The 15,317-nt window shown below is 41.0% G+C and carries 13 protein-coding genes; 5 read left to right on the forward strand and 8 right to left on the reverse strand.

Features of this window, described 5'->3' with window-relative positions:
- The 5 genes from astB to ACSSVW_RS00300 all read right to left on the reverse strand — a co-directional run bounded on the left by astB (position 1) and on the right by ACSSVW_RS00300 (position 5,751).
- Positions 1 to 1,344 (reverse strand): N-succinylarginine dihydrolase, encoded by a 1,344-nt coding sequence (astB, locus tag ACSSVW_RS00280; protein WP_454178602.1) that lies wholly within the window; start codon positions 1,342 to 1,344, stop codon positions 1 to 3.
- 49 nt (positions 1,345 to 1,393) lie between these two features.
- Positions 1,394 to 1,624: a helix-turn-helix domain-containing protein gene (locus tag ACSSVW_RS00285; protein ID WP_454178603.1), complete on the reverse strand. Its 231-nt coding sequence runs from the start codon at positions 1,622 to 1,624 to the stop codon at positions 1,394 to 1,396.
- Between the two features lie 395 nt (positions 1,625 to 2,019).
- A complete protein-coding gene (locus ACSSVW_RS00290) occupies positions 2,020 to 3,639 on the reverse strand; it encodes a methyl-accepting chemotaxis protein (protein WP_454178604.1) in 1,620 nt (539 codons plus the stop codon).
- A gap of 576 nt (positions 3,640 to 4,215) precedes the next feature.
- Positions 4,216 to 5,226, reverse strand: coding sequence for a zinc-binding alcohol dehydrogenase family protein (locus ACSSVW_RS00295; RefSeq protein ID WP_036972344.1), 1,011 nt, complete (start codon positions 5,224 to 5,226; stop codon positions 4,216 to 4,218).
- A gap of 93 nt (positions 5,227 to 5,319) precedes the next feature.
- Entirely contained in the window at positions 5,320 to 5,751 is a 432-nt protein-coding gene (locus tag ACSSVW_RS00300; protein ID WP_036972343.1) for a MarR family winged helix-turn-helix transcriptional regulator, read from the reverse strand.
- Positions 5,752 to 5,872: 121 nt separating this feature from the next.
- On the opposite strand from ACSSVW_RS00300, the gene ACSSVW_RS00305 reads away from it, so the two are divergent.
- Entirely contained in the window at positions 5,873 to 6,301 is a 429-nt protein-coding gene (locus ACSSVW_RS00305; RefSeq protein WP_036972342.1) for an organic hydroperoxide resistance protein, read from the forward strand.
- A gap of 38 nt (positions 6,302 to 6,339) precedes the next feature.
- Here the strand turns inward: ACSSVW_RS00305 and ACSSVW_RS00310 are convergent, their stop codons facing one another.
- The 3 genes from ACSSVW_RS00310 to ACSSVW_RS00320 are packed head-to-tail and all read right to left on the reverse strand — an operon-like array spanning position 6,340 to position 11,513.
- Positions 6,340 to 8,310 carry an alkyl/aryl-sulfatase gene (locus tag ACSSVW_RS00310; RefSeq protein ID WP_180311714.1) on the reverse strand — a complete coding sequence of 657 codons (1,971 nt, stop codon included), beginning with the start codon at positions 8,308 to 8,310 and terminating at the stop codon, positions 6,340 to 6,342.
- Between the two features lie 25 nt (positions 8,311 to 8,335).
- Positions 8,336 to 10,054: a GMC family oxidoreductase gene (locus ACSSVW_RS00315; protein ID WP_180311713.1), complete on the reverse strand. Its 1,719-nt coding sequence runs from the start codon at positions 10,052 to 10,054 to the stop codon at positions 8,336 to 8,338.
- A gap of 25 nt (positions 10,055 to 10,079) precedes the next feature.
- Entirely contained in the window at positions 10,080 to 11,513 is a 1,434-nt protein-coding gene (locus tag ACSSVW_RS00320) for a coniferyl aldehyde dehydrogenase (protein ID WP_421420142.1), read from the reverse strand.
- A 106-nt stretch (positions 11,514 to 11,619) separates the two neighbouring features.
- On the opposite strand from ACSSVW_RS00320, the gene ACSSVW_RS00325 reads away from it, so the two are divergent.
- The 4 genes from ACSSVW_RS00325 (at position 11,620) to arsJ (ending at position 15,310) form a co-directional block, all read left to right on the forward strand.
- Positions 11,620 to 12,630, forward strand: coding sequence for an AraC family transcriptional regulator (locus ACSSVW_RS00325; RefSeq protein WP_036972338.1), 1,011 nt, complete (start codon positions 11,620 to 11,622; stop codon positions 12,628 to 12,630).
- An 84-nt stretch (positions 12,631 to 12,714) separates the two neighbouring features.
- Complete coding sequence (locus ACSSVW_RS00330) at positions 12,715 to 13,068, forward strand: metalloregulator ArsR/SmtB family transcription factor (protein WP_036972337.1); 354 nt, start codon at positions 12,715 to 12,717, stop codon at positions 13,066 to 13,068.
- Between the two features lie 13 nt (positions 13,069 to 13,081).
- Entirely contained in the window at positions 13,082 to 14,083 is a 1,002-nt protein-coding gene (locus ACSSVW_RS00335) for an ArsJ-associated glyceraldehyde-3-phosphate dehydrogenase (protein ID WP_065978938.1), read from the forward strand.
- 9 nt (positions 14,084 to 14,092) lie between these two features.
- Positions 14,093 to 15,310, forward strand: coding sequence for an organoarsenical effux MFS transporter ArsJ (arsJ, locus tag ACSSVW_RS00340; RefSeq protein WP_036972334.1), 1,218 nt, complete (start codon positions 14,093 to 14,095; stop codon positions 15,308 to 15,310).
- Positions 15,311 to 15,317: the final 7 nt, after the last annotated feature.

Here is a 15,317-nt window from a genome sequence, read left to right on the forward strand (position 1 = left end):
TTATTGTTGTTGAAATGGATAAACAGAGCCTAAATTAAGTAACGAGGTAAGCTCATCAAGTGCTTGATAGCTTTCAGTTAAAAGCTGAGGATCAGCAAAGTCATTGCTCGTTAATGAATCGCGATAATGTGTGTTAGCCCAATTGACTAGTTGGTCATATTTGTCGTGACTAAAGCGCACGGCAGGGTTTACCGCGTTAAGCTCGTTGGCGTTTAATGCAACACGCAAGCGTAAGCACGCAGGGCCTCCGCCATTTTGCATGCTCTGCCGTAAATCAAAAAAACGGACATGTTGTATCGGATTATCCGACAAAATTAATTCTTGAATATATTGATGCACAGCGGAGTTACGTTGGCATTCTTGTGGAGCGACTAACAGCATGCTGCCATCGGCAAGTGTAATAAGTTGGCTATTAAATAAGTAGCTGCTTACAGCATCGGTAATACTTACTTTTTGGGTCGGTACTTCAATAATATGCAGGGTTTTTTCACCGGTATAGGCTTTTTTTATTTCATCTAAGGCATGCGCTTGGTTTAAAAAAGCTTGCTCATGGCACAGTAAAACATTGCCATTTGCGACTGCAATTACATCGTTATGAAACACACCTTGGTCAATCACAACAGGGTTTTGTTGAATAAATAGCTGGCTGTGGGGTTTTAATTGGTGCAAACGAGCAACAGCCTGTGATGCCTCGAGTGTTTGCCGTGCAGGAAATTTACTTGGTTTGGGGAGTGCATTATTAAAGCTACTCGCCCCAAATACAAATACCTCTAACCCCGTATCTGCATGGCTATCGCATAAACGATTATGATTGGCAGCACCTTCATCACCGAAAAAACCTTGGTCAGGCAAGTGACAGTGATGGCTAAAATAGTGGTCGTTGTTAAACATGGCTTTCAACAACGCTGTTGTCGTTGTCGGTTCTAATGAGCGGTGAAATTTGTTGTTTAAGTTTGCAGCTGTAAAATGTACTTTGCCATCAAGCGTATCAGCAGAGGGAGACACGGTTGCTGCGTTTGCAGTCCACATAGCAGACGCACTGTAACAGGCTCGCAGTAAAATGGGATCGGCTTTAAATGCTTTTTCAATAATTTGCCTGTCGCTGCCAGTAAATCCCAAACGTTTTAATACGTTGAGATCAGGACGAGCATGGGGTGCAAAAATACCTTGTTCTAAGCCGAGCTCATGCATTGCCTTCATTTTTTCTAACCCTTGCAATACGGCTTCTCTAGGGTTTGAATGTGATGAGGCATGACTTAATGAGGCAACATTGCCATACGATAATCCCGCGTAATTGTGTGTTGGCCCCACTAAGCCATCAAAGTTTACTTCTACTGCGTGCATACTCATTCCAATTTGTTAAATGCGTGTTTTTAAACCATACAGACTTTTTTTAAACGAAGCGAGCCAACTCCATTTCAACATTACGAAGGTGTTGTTTAAGCCGTTTTTGTGTCGCAATTAAATAAGCTTTTTGCTTATTTAATTTTGCATGCTGTTGCCTTACAGCGTTGTAAAGCGTTCTTTTGGGAATGTCATACTGTTCAGCGGCTTCGGTAATTGTAAGGTTATGAACAGATACCTTTTGCAGTGCTTCTATAAATTCAGGATCGTTATTTAACATAGCGACGCTCCCTATCTGCAGTGGTATGTGGATCGTTCGGTTCATGCACATGCCATGTGCTAATATCTAAACGCCAAAGTAAGTAAAGAGTGTGATAAAAGTTAGTCACGTTCGTCTCCTTTTAGGTGCAAGTTCCTTTTTCACTATTGGAAGAACTGTGCCACTCTTTATTTTTATTTTAAATTATTTAAAATCAGTGACTTATTTTTTGTGGGAATATTTGTAGCAATCTCTAAGCACTAAAATAGTGAAGCAAGTCTTAAAAACTGCACTTTTATGATGCGGTGGGTTATATACTCACTCTTATATAATTTTGCGATAACACTGCTAGTGATGACTGAGCTGGCGAAGTAACGTTAAATCTCTTAGCCAGCTTAGCGTTAAATGATGTATAGCTAGCGTTTAAAGAAAGCTAATAGTTGCTTTTGTTGTTGTGCCTCTTGTAATAAACGGGTGCTGGCCTTCGCACTATTAGAAACACCTTCTACATTTTCATTTACCATGGTTACACTGGAGAGGATATTTTTTGAAATTTCTTCTGTCACATTCGACTGTTCAGTGGCGGCAGTGGCAACAATTGAATTGATATCAGAGATGGCTTTTACTGAGTTAAAAATACCTGAAAATGCATTGCTTACGCTTTCAGCACTGCGCTGTGAAGAAATAATAAGTTCAAGATTTAATTGCATATTTTCGTCTGCAAGTTTTGTTTGGTTTTGTAGCTTAGTAATAATTTCTTGAATATTAATTGTAGATTGTTGTGTTTTTGCTGCAAGAGCTCGAACTTCGTCTGCTACTACAGCAAAACCTCGGCCAGCCTCACCCGCGCGGGCGGCTTCAATAGCTGCATTTAATGCTAGCAAATTAGTCTGCTCAGATAAGCTATCAATCACATCAACAACGGTTCCAATCTCGGCAGAATATTCCTTTAATTGGTTAACTATTGATGCCGATTCATTTATAGCATTACTGATATCATTACTAATTTTACCTGCTAAAGATAAGGATTGATTACCTTGTTCAACATTACTGATCGCACTGTTAGCATTTGTATCGGCAGTAACGGCATTTTGACTCATTTCGTGAGCTGTTGTAGTCATTTCAGTAAGTGCAGTCGCTATTTGCTCTATTTGCTCCAACATCATTTTTGAATTTAGCTCAATTTGATGCATAGTACACGCAAGGCTGTCAGCAGATGTTTCAGTATAATCTGCTACGGTAAATAATTTATCAGTGAGCGTACATATATTATTCACTGATTGATTAAAGCTTTGCGCTAAAGTTGTCAGCTCATTCCTGCCAGAGTCATCTAAACGAATAGTCAAGTCGCCGTCAGCCATTTTGATCATGGCATCACGAACTTTAGTTAATGATCTGGTTAGGTAGCGAGTAAATAGTAGTGAGCTACCTATAACGACAATTATGACAAAGATGACTAAAGTTGTTAATAAGTTCATTGAGCGTTCGTAAACAAGATCACCGTATTCACTAGCCTGTGAGGCACTTTTTTCATTCAGCTCTGATAACGCTAAAAGAATATTTGAGTACTCCTGATAAGCTTTCTGAGAATCAGTTAAATAGAGTGAACGAGCCTGTTTATTCTCATTTTTTCTTGAAAGCGCAAGTAATCGTTGTTGAATGGTTAAATACTCTTGGTATTCTGATTGAAATTTTGCCATCAGTACTTGTTCATCTTTACTGCTAATTAGCTGATTATATTGTTCAATACTGAACTTTATATCTTTTAGCATTTGCGCAATATCTAAGTCTGCCTTTGCTATTTCGCTCGCATCAGTTGAGATAATATGTTTTGCTTCTTCGTTTCGTAAATCCGCAGTTTGGGTATTTATTCGTTCAACATACCTTACAGAAGGAAGCCAGTTGTCAGAGATTATCGTTGATTGCTCGTTTATGGTTTTCATTTTGTTTGCAGAAAGTAAAGCTAACCCGATAATTGCTATTAATGGAATGGAAAAAGCAGCAAAGAGCAATTGACTAATTTTTAGATTTTTCATGTTAATAATACTCAATTTATAGGTTTTTCATTCTTTAGCTTGAAAAGCTTGTCGCTATAGATATGCCAAATGAGAAATTTGGTTGCTGCTACTGTAAATTGAAAATCTAAGAATAGTTGCTTGAAATTGTACAAATTAATACAAACTTTATTTTTATCAATCTGTTAATGGCGGAATTTAGCTAATATTGGCAGTTAAAGAATAGTGAAATTTAGGGCGAATTAAGATGTTCTTTTAGCTCATTTAGAGAAGATTGATGTAACTCTTCCTCAATGTACTTTAAATGCTAATCTAAGAAGGTAGCGTTAACTTTATAATATATAACGTATTATTGAGCTTGTTAATAAATTGCCTTGCTTTTGGCATGTCTGCACTGGCGATATGTCAAGAAACAATACTAGATTGTTATATATTTTTATTTCAATAGGTGCAGCTTCGGCAGTAGATGGTTGTATTTAGAGTACAAAGCGGCATACCACAAAAAACGGGCCGAAATAGTATAGACTTGTCCTTTAGAGAGATTTACGCCAGAATTTTTTCTGGCGTTTACATGTATAAGTGCTAAAGCTATATATTTTAAAATCCTTCAAGCACTAACTTACCGCGTGCTTGATGCGATTCTAAAATAGCATGGGCTTTGAGTATGTTCTCGACATTTATTTTTCCTAAATGCTCACCCAAGGTGGTTTTAATGATGCCTTTATCAACAAGCTCTGAAAGTGTTGTTAGTAGTTGATGTTGAGCAATCATATCGTCGGTTTGAAACATTGAGCGGGTATACATAAACTCCCAATGAAGCGAAATACTTTTGCGCTTAAGCTTTAAAATATCGAAGCTTGCGGGGTCATCAATCAGTGCTAATTTACCCTGTGGTTTAATTACCTCTACAATACTGTCAAGGTGCTTATCGGTATGCGTTAAACTGATTACATAATCAAATTCATCAAGTTCTGCGTCAATACGTTGTTGATTGAGATCTTGGCTGTGATCTAGCACATAATCTACGCCTAAGTCGGTTAGCCATTGTACACTTTGCTGACGTGCCGCTGTGCCAACAACTGTTAAGTTTGTTAGCTGTTTAGCAAGCTGCACTAAAATTGAGCCAACCCCACCCGCTGCACCAATTACCAATACTGAGGCGGGTTTGCTGTCTTTTGATTGCGTAATTTGCAGACGGTCAAATAACAATTCCCATGCTGTAATACTGGTTAGAGGGAGGGCGGCGGCTTCTGCATTGGTTAAGCTTGCGGGTGCTTTACCAACAATGCGTTCGTCAACTAGTTGCAACTGCGCATTACTGCCTTGGCGAGTTAAATCGCCAGCATAATAGACTCGGTCGCCAACGTTAAATAATGACACGTTTTCACCAACGGCTTTTACTGTGCCTACTGCATCCCAGCCAATGACTTTATAGCCGCTTTGGGGAGAAACGTTTGCGCGGATTTTAGTGTCAACAGGGTTGACTGAAATAGCCTCAACAGCAACTAAAATATCGCTGCCCGTTGCAACTGGATCTGGTAATTCAATTGCTTGTAAGGAATGTTCACCAAGCGTTGGGGTGGCTTTGCTATAACCAAATGCTTTCATAATCGTGTCCGTTTTAGTGGGTTTTACCCACTATAACGCATTTAAATCTATTAAAAAGCGGTGTAATCGAAATTCACTTTCAAATAATTTTTGTTAATCAAGATCGCTATTTACCAAATCGAGAAGCTGAATAAGTTGCAAAGCCTGTTGCTCATTGATGCTAGGAAAGCGACAACGAATTTGTTCAGGAATACTGGCAGCGTCATCTTGTAAGGCCTTACCCTTGGCTTCGAGTTGAACTAGGCGTTTACGTTTATCTTGGCTGTCTTGGTAAATACTCAATAACGACTTTTCGCTCATCTTTTTTAAAATTTGCGTCATAGCACCGCCATCAATGGCTGTTTTTTCGAGTAATTCAGCTATGCTGATCTTGTCTTTTTCCCATAATGCCATCATCACGACGTACTGTGGGTAGGTCAAATTTAACTGGTTGAGTGAATCACGGTACGCGCGAGCAATGCTATTCGATGCCATATATAAGCGATGGCAAAGTTGGTTATCGAGTTTTAATTGCGGGTACTTCATAGTGGATTCCTTATGATCAGTGAGTGTATTTTAATTTGCATACAAAATATTTGCAATATTCAAAAAGCTGTTCTAATATATTTTGCATGCAAAATATATTCACTCACAAAGGAGAGTAATCATGAAAGAACTACAAAGCGTTGCCTATACTGCAAAAGCCACAGCAACAGGTGGCCGTGAAGGTACTGCAAAATCAGATGACGGTCGTTTAGATGTCGCATTATCAACACCTAAAGGGTTAGGTGGTGATGACGGTCAAGGCACAAACCCAGAGCAATTATTCGCAGCGGGCTATGCTGCATGCTTTATTGGTGCACTAAAATTAGTGGCAGGCCAAGCTAAAGTTAAACTACCGAGTGATACACATATCAACTCTGAAGTATCAATTGGTCCAATCGAGGGCGGGTTTGGTATTGCTGTTAAATTGGCGGTGTCAGTGGGCGATTTAGACAAAGAAACTGCGCAAACATTAGTCAATAAAGCACACGAAGTGTGCCCTTACTCAAATGCAACGCGCGGCAACATTGCTGTTGAATTATCAGTGATTTAGTACGCTGATAGGTGGGCTTAAATAGCCCACCTTCTTCGTTAAGGCTTTACTATTTCAAACCAATAGTCAAAGTTGTCAATTAAGCTAATCAATAAGGCAAATTTTTGGATATCACCTTTGAAACTGGCTTTATTGCTTTCAAGTAAGCGCTTAAAGTCGACCTGTTTCATTAAAAGTAAATCTAAATCTGCACGATTAAGCGTTAGCGTTAAATCAGCATGCTCACTTTGTGTGTTTGCTAAGTTGTTTAAGTGGGCGTTGTTTAACTCAATAACGAACTGTTCTTGGGTATCCGGTAGCTGAATATTGATAATAAACTGATGTTGAGCCGCTTTTTCGGCATTTAATCGCACACCTAAATAGTCAAAGACGAGTTCAGTACTCATTGCTTTGATGATGTCTGGCCCAATTTCTGTTTTATTTACACTGCTTGGCATGCCATTTCTAAGCTCATAAGCTGCAGATAAGTATGCATTTCTCCAACCTGCATTTTCAGCTTGGTAGCCTAATTGTTCTAATGTATCAGCTTGTAATGCAATGGCTGCTTGATTCTCAGGTTCCGCATAAACTAAGTGATTTAGCAGTTCTGCTACCCATCTATATTCACCATTATTAAATGCCGTTTGTGCCTCGTTTAGCATTGCCTTGCTACCGCCTGCGAGTTTTACGTATCGTTTTGCAGAATCGGCAGGGCTGAGTTTATTAAGTGTGGCAGGGTTCATATCAAAAAAGCCAAGATACTTATTAATAATGCCTCTTACGTTGTGGCTAACAGAGCCATGATAGCCGCGGTTAAACCATTCGTTCGATAAACTTTCCGGTACTGTAAATTGGTTATGGATTTCGTTTATCGTAACCCCTTGATTGGCTAAATTGAGAGCCTGATCATGCATGTATCCGTACATATCACGTTGTTTTTCAAGGTAATGAACAATATTCTTATTACCCCATCGAGGCCAATGGTGTGAAGCAATTAGTATGTCGGCTTGCTTACCAAACTGTTGTAAAGTTTGGTTTATTTTTTTGCTCCATTGTGATGCATCCCTCGTTTCTGCCCCACGAATTGTATAAATGTTGTGCATACCTGCGACCGTGTTTTCGGCCATCCATAAAGTTTTAAATTGAGGAAACCAGGTATTCATTTCTGAAGGCGATTCGGTGTTCGGTGTGTTTTTCATTACCATTTCAATGCCGTCGACAACAATGGTTTCTTGAGGCTGTTCAATAATACGGGTAGGCGCGATTAAGCTAACATAGCCGAACGCAATCCCTTTACCTAGCGCACTATCAACTGTAGATAGTTCATTTTTACCAATAATACTTCCATATTGATACCCAGCGCGACGCTGCATTGCATTGCCAGCCAAAACAGACTCTTTTACAACGTGTTCCATAAAGTGCGCGGGGGCAATTACCTGTACGTCGTTATTATCGACTTGTTGTTGACTAATTATGCCTTTTACCCCGCCAAAATGATCGGCATGTGCATGGCTGTAAACAATGGCTTTAATGGGTCTATCACCTAGGTGCTTTGTTATTAAATCGTGTGCTGCTTTGGCTGTTTCAGGAACGGTAAGGGGGTCAAATATAATCCATCCGGTATCGCCTTTGACATAAGTGACATTCGCTAAATCAAAGCCTCTTACCTGATATATATGCTCAGAAACTTTAAAAAGCCCGTAATTTAGATTGAGTAACGCCTGGCGATGAAGGCTTGGGTTTATGGAGGGGATAAAGTCGTGTTCTTTTAAAAAATCAAATTGATTGAAGTCCCAAATAACCTCACCATTTGCATTTAATATGTGCTTATTTTGGGGTTTAGCAATGAGCCCTTTACTGGCAAGTGCAAAGTCAGTTTTATCATTAAAAGGGAGTGTTTGTAACAACTGTTGGTTTTTTTGAACGGTGAATTTACTTGCAGGTTTACTCGTTAGGTCACTTTCTGCTTGTGTGTAATGAGTACACATTACACACGCTAATAGGCTGAGATTTATTAATTTTGTTATCATTTTTGTGTCCTTGGTGTTGTTCTTTTTATACATTTTTTATTTGTGCCAATAAATCACCCGAGCCTGTGAGTGATGATGTTTGACCGGCTAAAGGTTCGCTGAACGAAATGGGCTTGATTGTTTTTGCGCGTTGCTCATCAAAAACAGGTATTTGGCTCATCGCAAACTCAGAGAGGGCAGTAATGGTTAAAGAAGGGTTAACGCCTAAGTTACCCGGAATAATTGAACCGTCGATAACGCGTAGGTTTTTGTAACCGAAAACTTCACCAGAGGTGTCGACCACGCCTGTTTGCGCATCGGCACCCATAGCTACGCCGCTCATGATATGTGCCGTCATGGGGGCTCCAAATAACACTTCGGTTAATGCTGAACCGGGTACGCCGCCGAGTTTCTCCGCATAGCGTTTGGTGGCTTCTTCTGCTTTTGGAAATGAGACTGTCAGTGGGGTATCTTCGGCTTTTTGTACTGCGGTGATACCCTTTTTAAATAATCGATACCATTTTCGACGCCACTCAAGGTGGATAAAAGCTTCTGATTTTTGCATCACTAAGAACAAAATAGAGCTGCGAGCTTTTCCCTTCGGTCTGAGTACTTTGGCGGTTTTAATTGGATGGCGTACTGTGTTTAGTAAAAATTTTGCAATACGTTTAACTCCTGTGCCTGTCACCATTGGTACGTAGGGCAAATAGAGCCAGGTACCATCTGAGCCTTCTCGAAAACGACAAATCTCAATATTTGTGTCTTTATCTACAGAAATAAACGAACTGATTGCAACGCCGTCATCCACTTTTTTAGTTGTATTGTTTGCGGTTGTGAGCGTTTCTGAGTTAGTGCGAATTTGTTGCCCAAGCCATGGCGAAATATGGGGAAGTGTTTTATCTTGGTCGCGCATTTTCAATAGCAACGGTACTGTGCCCATTACACCTGCACTTAGCACTACTCCGCGGGTTTTTAGGGTGTAGATATGGCTGTTTTTATGGCTCGTATCTTTTATTTTAATTTTATAGCCTGCACTGCCATCGTCATTAAGAGGGGTGATTTTAATGACTTCGGAGCTAGGTCTAATTTCAACCCCGTTTCGCTCAGCAAAAAAGAGGTAGTTTTTCATTAGCGTATTTTTGGCATTGTTACGACAGCCAATCATACAACTGCCACAGTAGTTGCAGGTGTGACGACGTGGACCATCGCCATTAAAGTAAGGATCGGGTACTTCTTTATTGTACGCTTCACCGGGCTTGGCAAATAGCACTCCCGTATTGACGGTTTTAAATGAGCTGCCTTGGCCCATTTCTTCTGCCACATGTTTGAGTGTGTCATCGGCGACATTGGTGTAGGTGTTTTTGGCACTGCCGAGCATACGCTGAGCAAGCCCATAATAGGGCATTAAGCTTTCTTTCCAGTCTGGCTTTATACGTGTCCATGCAGGAGATTGAAATACTTCGTCATCCGGTATTAAATGCACATTAGCATAAATTTGCGAACCTCCCCCGACACCCACACCGTGTAACACAGTGACTTTATTGGTAAACGAAAATTGAATACAGCCTTTTAAACCAATTTCGGGTTGCCACATGTAGTTTTTAATATCTAAATTGGTTTTTGGGAATGCTTTATCATCTCGGCGTAGGCCTTTTTCGAGTACTAAAACCCGATTGCCTTTTTCACTTAAACGCAAGGCACTCACGGAGCCACCAAAGCCTGAACCAATAACTATTTGGTCAAAATCAAAATTATCTTGCTGCATTGTTGTCACCTGTTGGGGTTTATTGTTATGAGTTTATTCGGGTTAAAAAGGCTAATAGCCGGTCAGCAAATTTACCGTACGGAGGTGCTAAAAACTTAATGCTAGTAAATCTGGCTTGATAAAACACCGGGCGTAATTTTGAGAACGTTAAAAACCCTTCGTAGCCATGATAATGCCCCATACCACTGGCACCGACTCCCCCAAAAGGTAAGTCATGTTGCCCAACATGAAATAACGCGTCGTTGACGCTAACACCACCAGACATAATGCTATCAATATAGTAGTTGATTAATGACTTGTCGTAGCTAAACGGGTAAAAGGCCAACGGTCTATCTCGTTCGCTGACGTAATCAACCACCTGTTGGGGAGAGTGGTAAGTTTTGAGCATTAAAATAGGGCCGAAAGTTTCGCGAGTATCAATGTGCATATTGTCATTACTATGCATAATGATCGTGAGCGGGAACTTTCGTGTTTTTGCATCGGCAGCTTGTTTACCCAGTGTGATCACTTTGGCACCGAGTTGCTGAGCGTCAGCAACGCAATCAACTAAACGCTTAAATGCGCGGTCATCAATAATGGCTGTGTAGTCTTCACTGTGAATATCGGGTAGGTGTTTTTTTGCCCAATGGGTCGCTGTTTCTATAAAGTGCTCACATTGCGATTGATGCACAAAAACATAATCAACATTAGTGCAAATTTGCCCCGCATTAAGCTGTTTAACATACATTATTCGTTCTACAGCCTTTTGCATTGGGTAATCCTTTGCGATGACAGCAGGCGACTTACCACCTAACTCTAAGGTAACTGGGGTCAAGTTTTTTGCCGCCGCTGCCATTACTTTTTTACCCGTTTCGCCGGAACCGGTAAACATTAAGTGATCAAATGGCAACTTTGAAAAGGCAATCCCTACTTCACCTGTTTCACAAAAAAAGGCTAATTTTTCAGGTTTGAAATAATGACCAACAAGCTCAGCGAGTAGGGCACTTAAATGACGGGAATTCTCTGACATTTTAACCATGGCTTTATTACCCGCGGCAAAGGCAGCTGCCAACTGACTAAATGCCAAATTTATTGGGAAGTTCCACGGAATGATCAACCCAACCACCCCTAGTGGCTGTGGTATCACTCGGTTTTTAGCTCCAAAGTACATGCGATGATCTACATGACGTTTTTGTACTTTCATCCACTTTTTTAGTTGCTTGAGTGTACTGTTAATATCGGCACAGGCATTGATGATCTCTGCAAGCAGCGTTTCGTGGCGTGAACGATTACCATAGTCGAGATTAATAGCCTTAATAATACGTTCTTGGTTATTGGTAATTAAGGCTTTTAAAGCAAGTAAGTGCTCACGACGTTGTTCATAGCTTTCTATCCCTTGGGCTTTTGCAAATGCGCGTTGCTTTGCAAGTGTGGTGTGCAGAATGTCGTCGATAATGACTGGATGTTTTGCAATGTTCATGTCGGTGCTCTAATAGCAAAGGTAACTGATAGCTTAAATAAAATACTTGCAGTTAATTTGACTTTTTAGGACACTGAAATGACTCTTTGGGACATATGGTATTTTTGTGGAAAGTTTAATACGCTCATCAAGCTTGGCGGGCTTTGAAGGTTTGGTCAGGCGTTACGGGGTAAACCCAAATACGCTATTGGAACACGCGGGCATTTTACCTGCACAATTACGTGACCCCGACAGCTTTGTTGTTTATAGCCACTATTTACAGCTTTTAGAACTCGCTGCAGCAGCCTGTGACGAACCATGCTTTGGCTTAAAATTAGGGAGTCAACAAAGTATGAGCACCGTGGGCCTTATTGGGGCGTATATGTCGCGCCAGCCAACGATTCTTGATGCGTTAAACGTAGCCCAAAAATATATTTATCTACATGCAGAGGGCATTGTGCTTAACCTTGCTTTATATGGGCAAAATAGCTGCGAAGTACGATTTGTCCGTTTGTCTGATGAAAAGCAGGAATTTGTTCAAAAAGCGCAACTGGCTGTGTGTTTAGTCAATAAAGTAATGAAAGAGCTGGTGGGTCCCAAGTGGCGAGCCGATAAAGTATGCCTTCGGCAGTCGCCAGTGAGTGAACACACGGCCTTGTTTGCCAAGGTGCTTGGCTGTGAGGTTGAATTTAATGCTGATACTGATGCTATTTATTTTTCGAGTGCGTTTTTAACGTATAAACCAAAACTCAATGATGCCATTCTCGATACCCTCATTGCAGATCAGCTTGAGATGCAGCGTATAAATAAGCTCCCAGATGAAATGCTGCATATTGAAAGCGCCATGAAAATGCTATTGGCAACAGGGGACTGTAGTAAAGAAAACACAGCATTAAGTATGGGTGTTCACCCTAAAAAGTTACAGCGTATTTTAACTATGCATGAAACGACTTATCGACAACTGCTTGATGATGTTAGAAAGTCAGAAGCCGTTCGACTACTTCAACACGGTAATGTAAGTATGACCGATTTAGCCTTGCGGTTAGGTTATGCAGAATTGTCTATTTTTAGTCGTCGTTTTAAGGCCTGGTTTGGGGTATCACCAACACAGTGGCAAACACAGCACGGGGTGTCATAAAACTTTAATATATGTTTTTTCATATATGAGTTTTTTATATTCGTTTTTCCATATATAGTAGCGTTATCTAACGAAGGTGATGCTATGAATAACTTAGAACCTACGGCTTTTTTTAAATGCTTAGCAGATGAAACACGCTTAAAAACGTTGTTGCTGATCATGCATCAGCAAGAATTGTGTGTGTGTGAATTAGTGGCGGCTTTGGCATTGAGCCAACCGAAGATCTCTCGCCATTTGGCACTACTTCGAAAGTCAGGGCTATTATCAGATAGAAAACAAAGCCAGTGGGTTTACTACCAACTAAACTCAGATTTACCTAACTGGACGCAGCAAATTCTAAAAGCGACGTTAGACTCAAATTTTCAGCTAATCGACACTGACTTAACCCGACTTGAAACGATGGGGAATCGCCCCGAACGTCAAGCGCACTGTTGTTAAAGAGGACAGCACAATGACAATTAAAATAGGTATTAATGGTTTTGGCCGCATGGGACGCTTAACACTTAGAGCAGCACTGAATTGGCCTGAACTTGAATGCGTTCAAATTAACGACCCTGCCGGTGATGCAATTACCCATGCTCATTTATTTGAGTTTGATTCGGTGCACGGCCGATTACAGACGCCTGTCACGGTGGAGCACGATACCATTCGTGTTGCTCATCATACAATTGCTGTGTCTAACAACAAAACCATCGCAGAAACTGACTGGTCAAACTGCGATATCGTGATTGAAGCCAGCGGTAAAATGAAAACCAAAGCCTTACTCGATGAATACTTAGCGCAAGGTGTAAAGCGAGTGGTTGTCACTGCGCCGGTTAAAGAAGACGGCGTGTTAAATATTGTGATGGGGGTGAACGATCATCTTTATAATCCACAACAGCATCAACTTGTTACAGCGGCGTCGTGTACCACGAACTGTTTAGCGCCTGTTGTAAAAGTACTACAGGAAAAGGTTGGTATTAAGCACGGCTCAATGACCACCATTCATGACATAACGAACACGCAAACTATTATTGATGCGCCTCATAAAGACTTGCGTCGTGCGCGTTCTTGCGGCACAAGTTTGATCCCCACCACAACAGGCAGCGCTACCGCTATTACCCATATTTTCCCTGAATTAAAAGGAAAATTAAATGGTCATGCAGTGCGAGTGCCACTGACCAATGCGTCAATCACCGACTGTGTGTTTGAATTAAAAGAAAGCGTGACTGAAAAACAAGTCAATGCGTGGTTTAAAGAAGCCGCTGACGGTGAGTTAAAAGGCATTTTAGGTTACGAAGAAAAGCCATTAGTGTCTATTGATTATAAAACCGATCCTCGCAGTGGCATTATCGATGCGCTCTCAACAATGGTTGTTAACGATACCCAATTAAAGCTTTACGTTTGGTACGACAACGAGTGGGGTTATGCAAATCGCACTGCTGAGCTGGTTCGTAAAGTGGCATTGTCTTAAGGTATTTTGATGCGTGAACAATTGGCAGCTTTGCCAAACGAATTAAAACAATACCTAATAATAACCGGTAACTACTGGGCGTTTACCCTCACCGATGGGGCGCTCAGAATGCTGGTGGTGCTGTATTTTCATCAGCTTGGGTATGAAGCATTAGCAATTGCCATGCTGTTTTTGTTTTATGAAGTATTTGGTGTAATTACCAACTTAGTCGGTGGCTGGCTCGGGGCACGTTTGGGGCTCAATAAAACCATGAATTTGGGATTATTGTTGCAACTTGTTGCGCTCGCCATGTTGTGTGCGCCCAGTCACTGGTTAACGGTCGGGTTTGTCATGACTGCACAAGCGCTGAGTGGTATTGCTAAAGACTTGAATAAAATGAGTGCTAAAAGTGCGATAAAGTATTTGGTACCTAAAGGGCATGAGGGAGAGTCAACCCTGTATAAATGGGTTGCTATTCTAACTGGATCTAAAAATGCGTTGAAAGGACTCGGCTTCTTTTTAGGCGGCGTGTTACTCACATTATTTGGTTTCACAGGCGCTATTTTTGCCATGTTAGTGATGCTGGGAGTGGTTTGGATTTTAAGCCTGCTTACGCTTAATGCTGACATCGGAAAAGCTAAGAATAAGCCAAAATTCAAAACCTTATTCTCAAAATCGCGGGCAATTAATTTACTCAGCTTTGCCCGAATGTGCTTATTTGCTTCGCGAGATGTGTGGTTTGTAGTGGCACTGCCTGTGTATTTGGCAACGCAGTTTGGTTGGCAACACTGGTGGGTGAGTGGCTTTTTAGCGTGTTGGGTAATTGGCTACGGTTTAGTGCAAACTCAGGCACCGCGTATCACAGGCCATAAAAAAGTAGGTTTTTTGCCAACACGCCAAGCTGCAATGTGGGTAACAGCATTAACACTATTCACCTGTTTGTTGGCTACAACACTGACATTAAACGTGTTTATGCAACTAAGCTTATTGATTGGTTTATTGATTTTTGGCTTCATTTTTGCGGTCAATTCATCGTTGCATAGCTACTTAATTGTTAGTTTCGCTGACAACGATGGCGTGTCGCTCGACGTGGGCTTTTATTACATGGCAAATGCGTTAGGACGACTAGTGGGAACGGTGCTCTCTGGTTGGGTGTTTCAGGTGTTCGGGCTGGTTGCGTGTTTATGGGTGAGTGTGGCTTTATTAGCAATGGCATCTGTTACGACCTGGTCGTTGAATAAAAAGTAAAAACTCA

This window comes from Pseudoalteromonas sp. MBR-15, from assembly GCF_053628915.1.

Coding starts and splice junctions, on each gene's coding strand:
- astB (WP_454178602.1), bottom strand. CDS start 1,344: ATGCACGCAGTAGAAGTAAACTTTGATGGCTTAGTGGGGCCAACACAC.
- ACSSVW_RS00285 (WP_454178603.1), bottom strand. CDS start 1,624: ATGTTAAATAACGATCCTGAATTTATAGAAGCACTGCAAAAGGTATCT.
- ACSSVW_RS00290 (WP_454178604.1), bottom strand. CDS start 3,639: ATGAAAAATCTAAAAATTAGTCAATTGCTCTTTGCTGCTTTTTCCATT.
- ACSSVW_RS00295 (WP_036972344.1), bottom strand. CDS start 5,226: ATGAAAGCATTTGGTTATAGCAAAGCCACCCCAACGCTTGGTGAACAT.
- ACSSVW_RS00300 (WP_036972343.1), bottom strand. CDS start 5,751: ATGAAGTACCCGCAATTAAAACTCGATAACCAACTTTGCCATCGCTTA.
- ACSSVW_RS00305 (WP_036972342.1), top strand. CDS start 5,873: ATGAAAGAACTACAAAGCGTTGCCTATACTGCAAAAGCCACAGCAACA.
- ACSSVW_RS00310 (WP_180311714.1), bottom strand. CDS start 8,310: ATGATAACAAAATTAATAAATCTCAGCCTATTAGCGTGTGTAATGTGT.
- ACSSVW_RS00315 (WP_180311713.1), bottom strand. CDS start 10,054: ATGCAGCAAGATAATTTTGATTTTGACCAAATAGTTATTGGTTCAGGC.
- ACSSVW_RS00320 (WP_421420142.1), bottom strand. CDS start 11,513: ATGAACATTGCAAAACATCCAGTCATTATCGACGACATTCTGCACACC.
- ACSSVW_RS00330 (WP_036972337.1), top strand. CDS start 12,715: ATGAATAACTTAGAACCTACGGCTTTTTTTAAATGCTTAGCAGATGAA.
- ACSSVW_RS00335 (WP_065978938.1), top strand. CDS start 13,082: ATGACAATTAAAATAGGTATTAATGGTTTTGGCCGCATGGGACGCTTA.
- arsJ (WP_036972334.1), top strand. CDS start 14,093: ATGCGTGAACAATTGGCAGCTTTGCCAAACGAATTAAAACAATACCTA.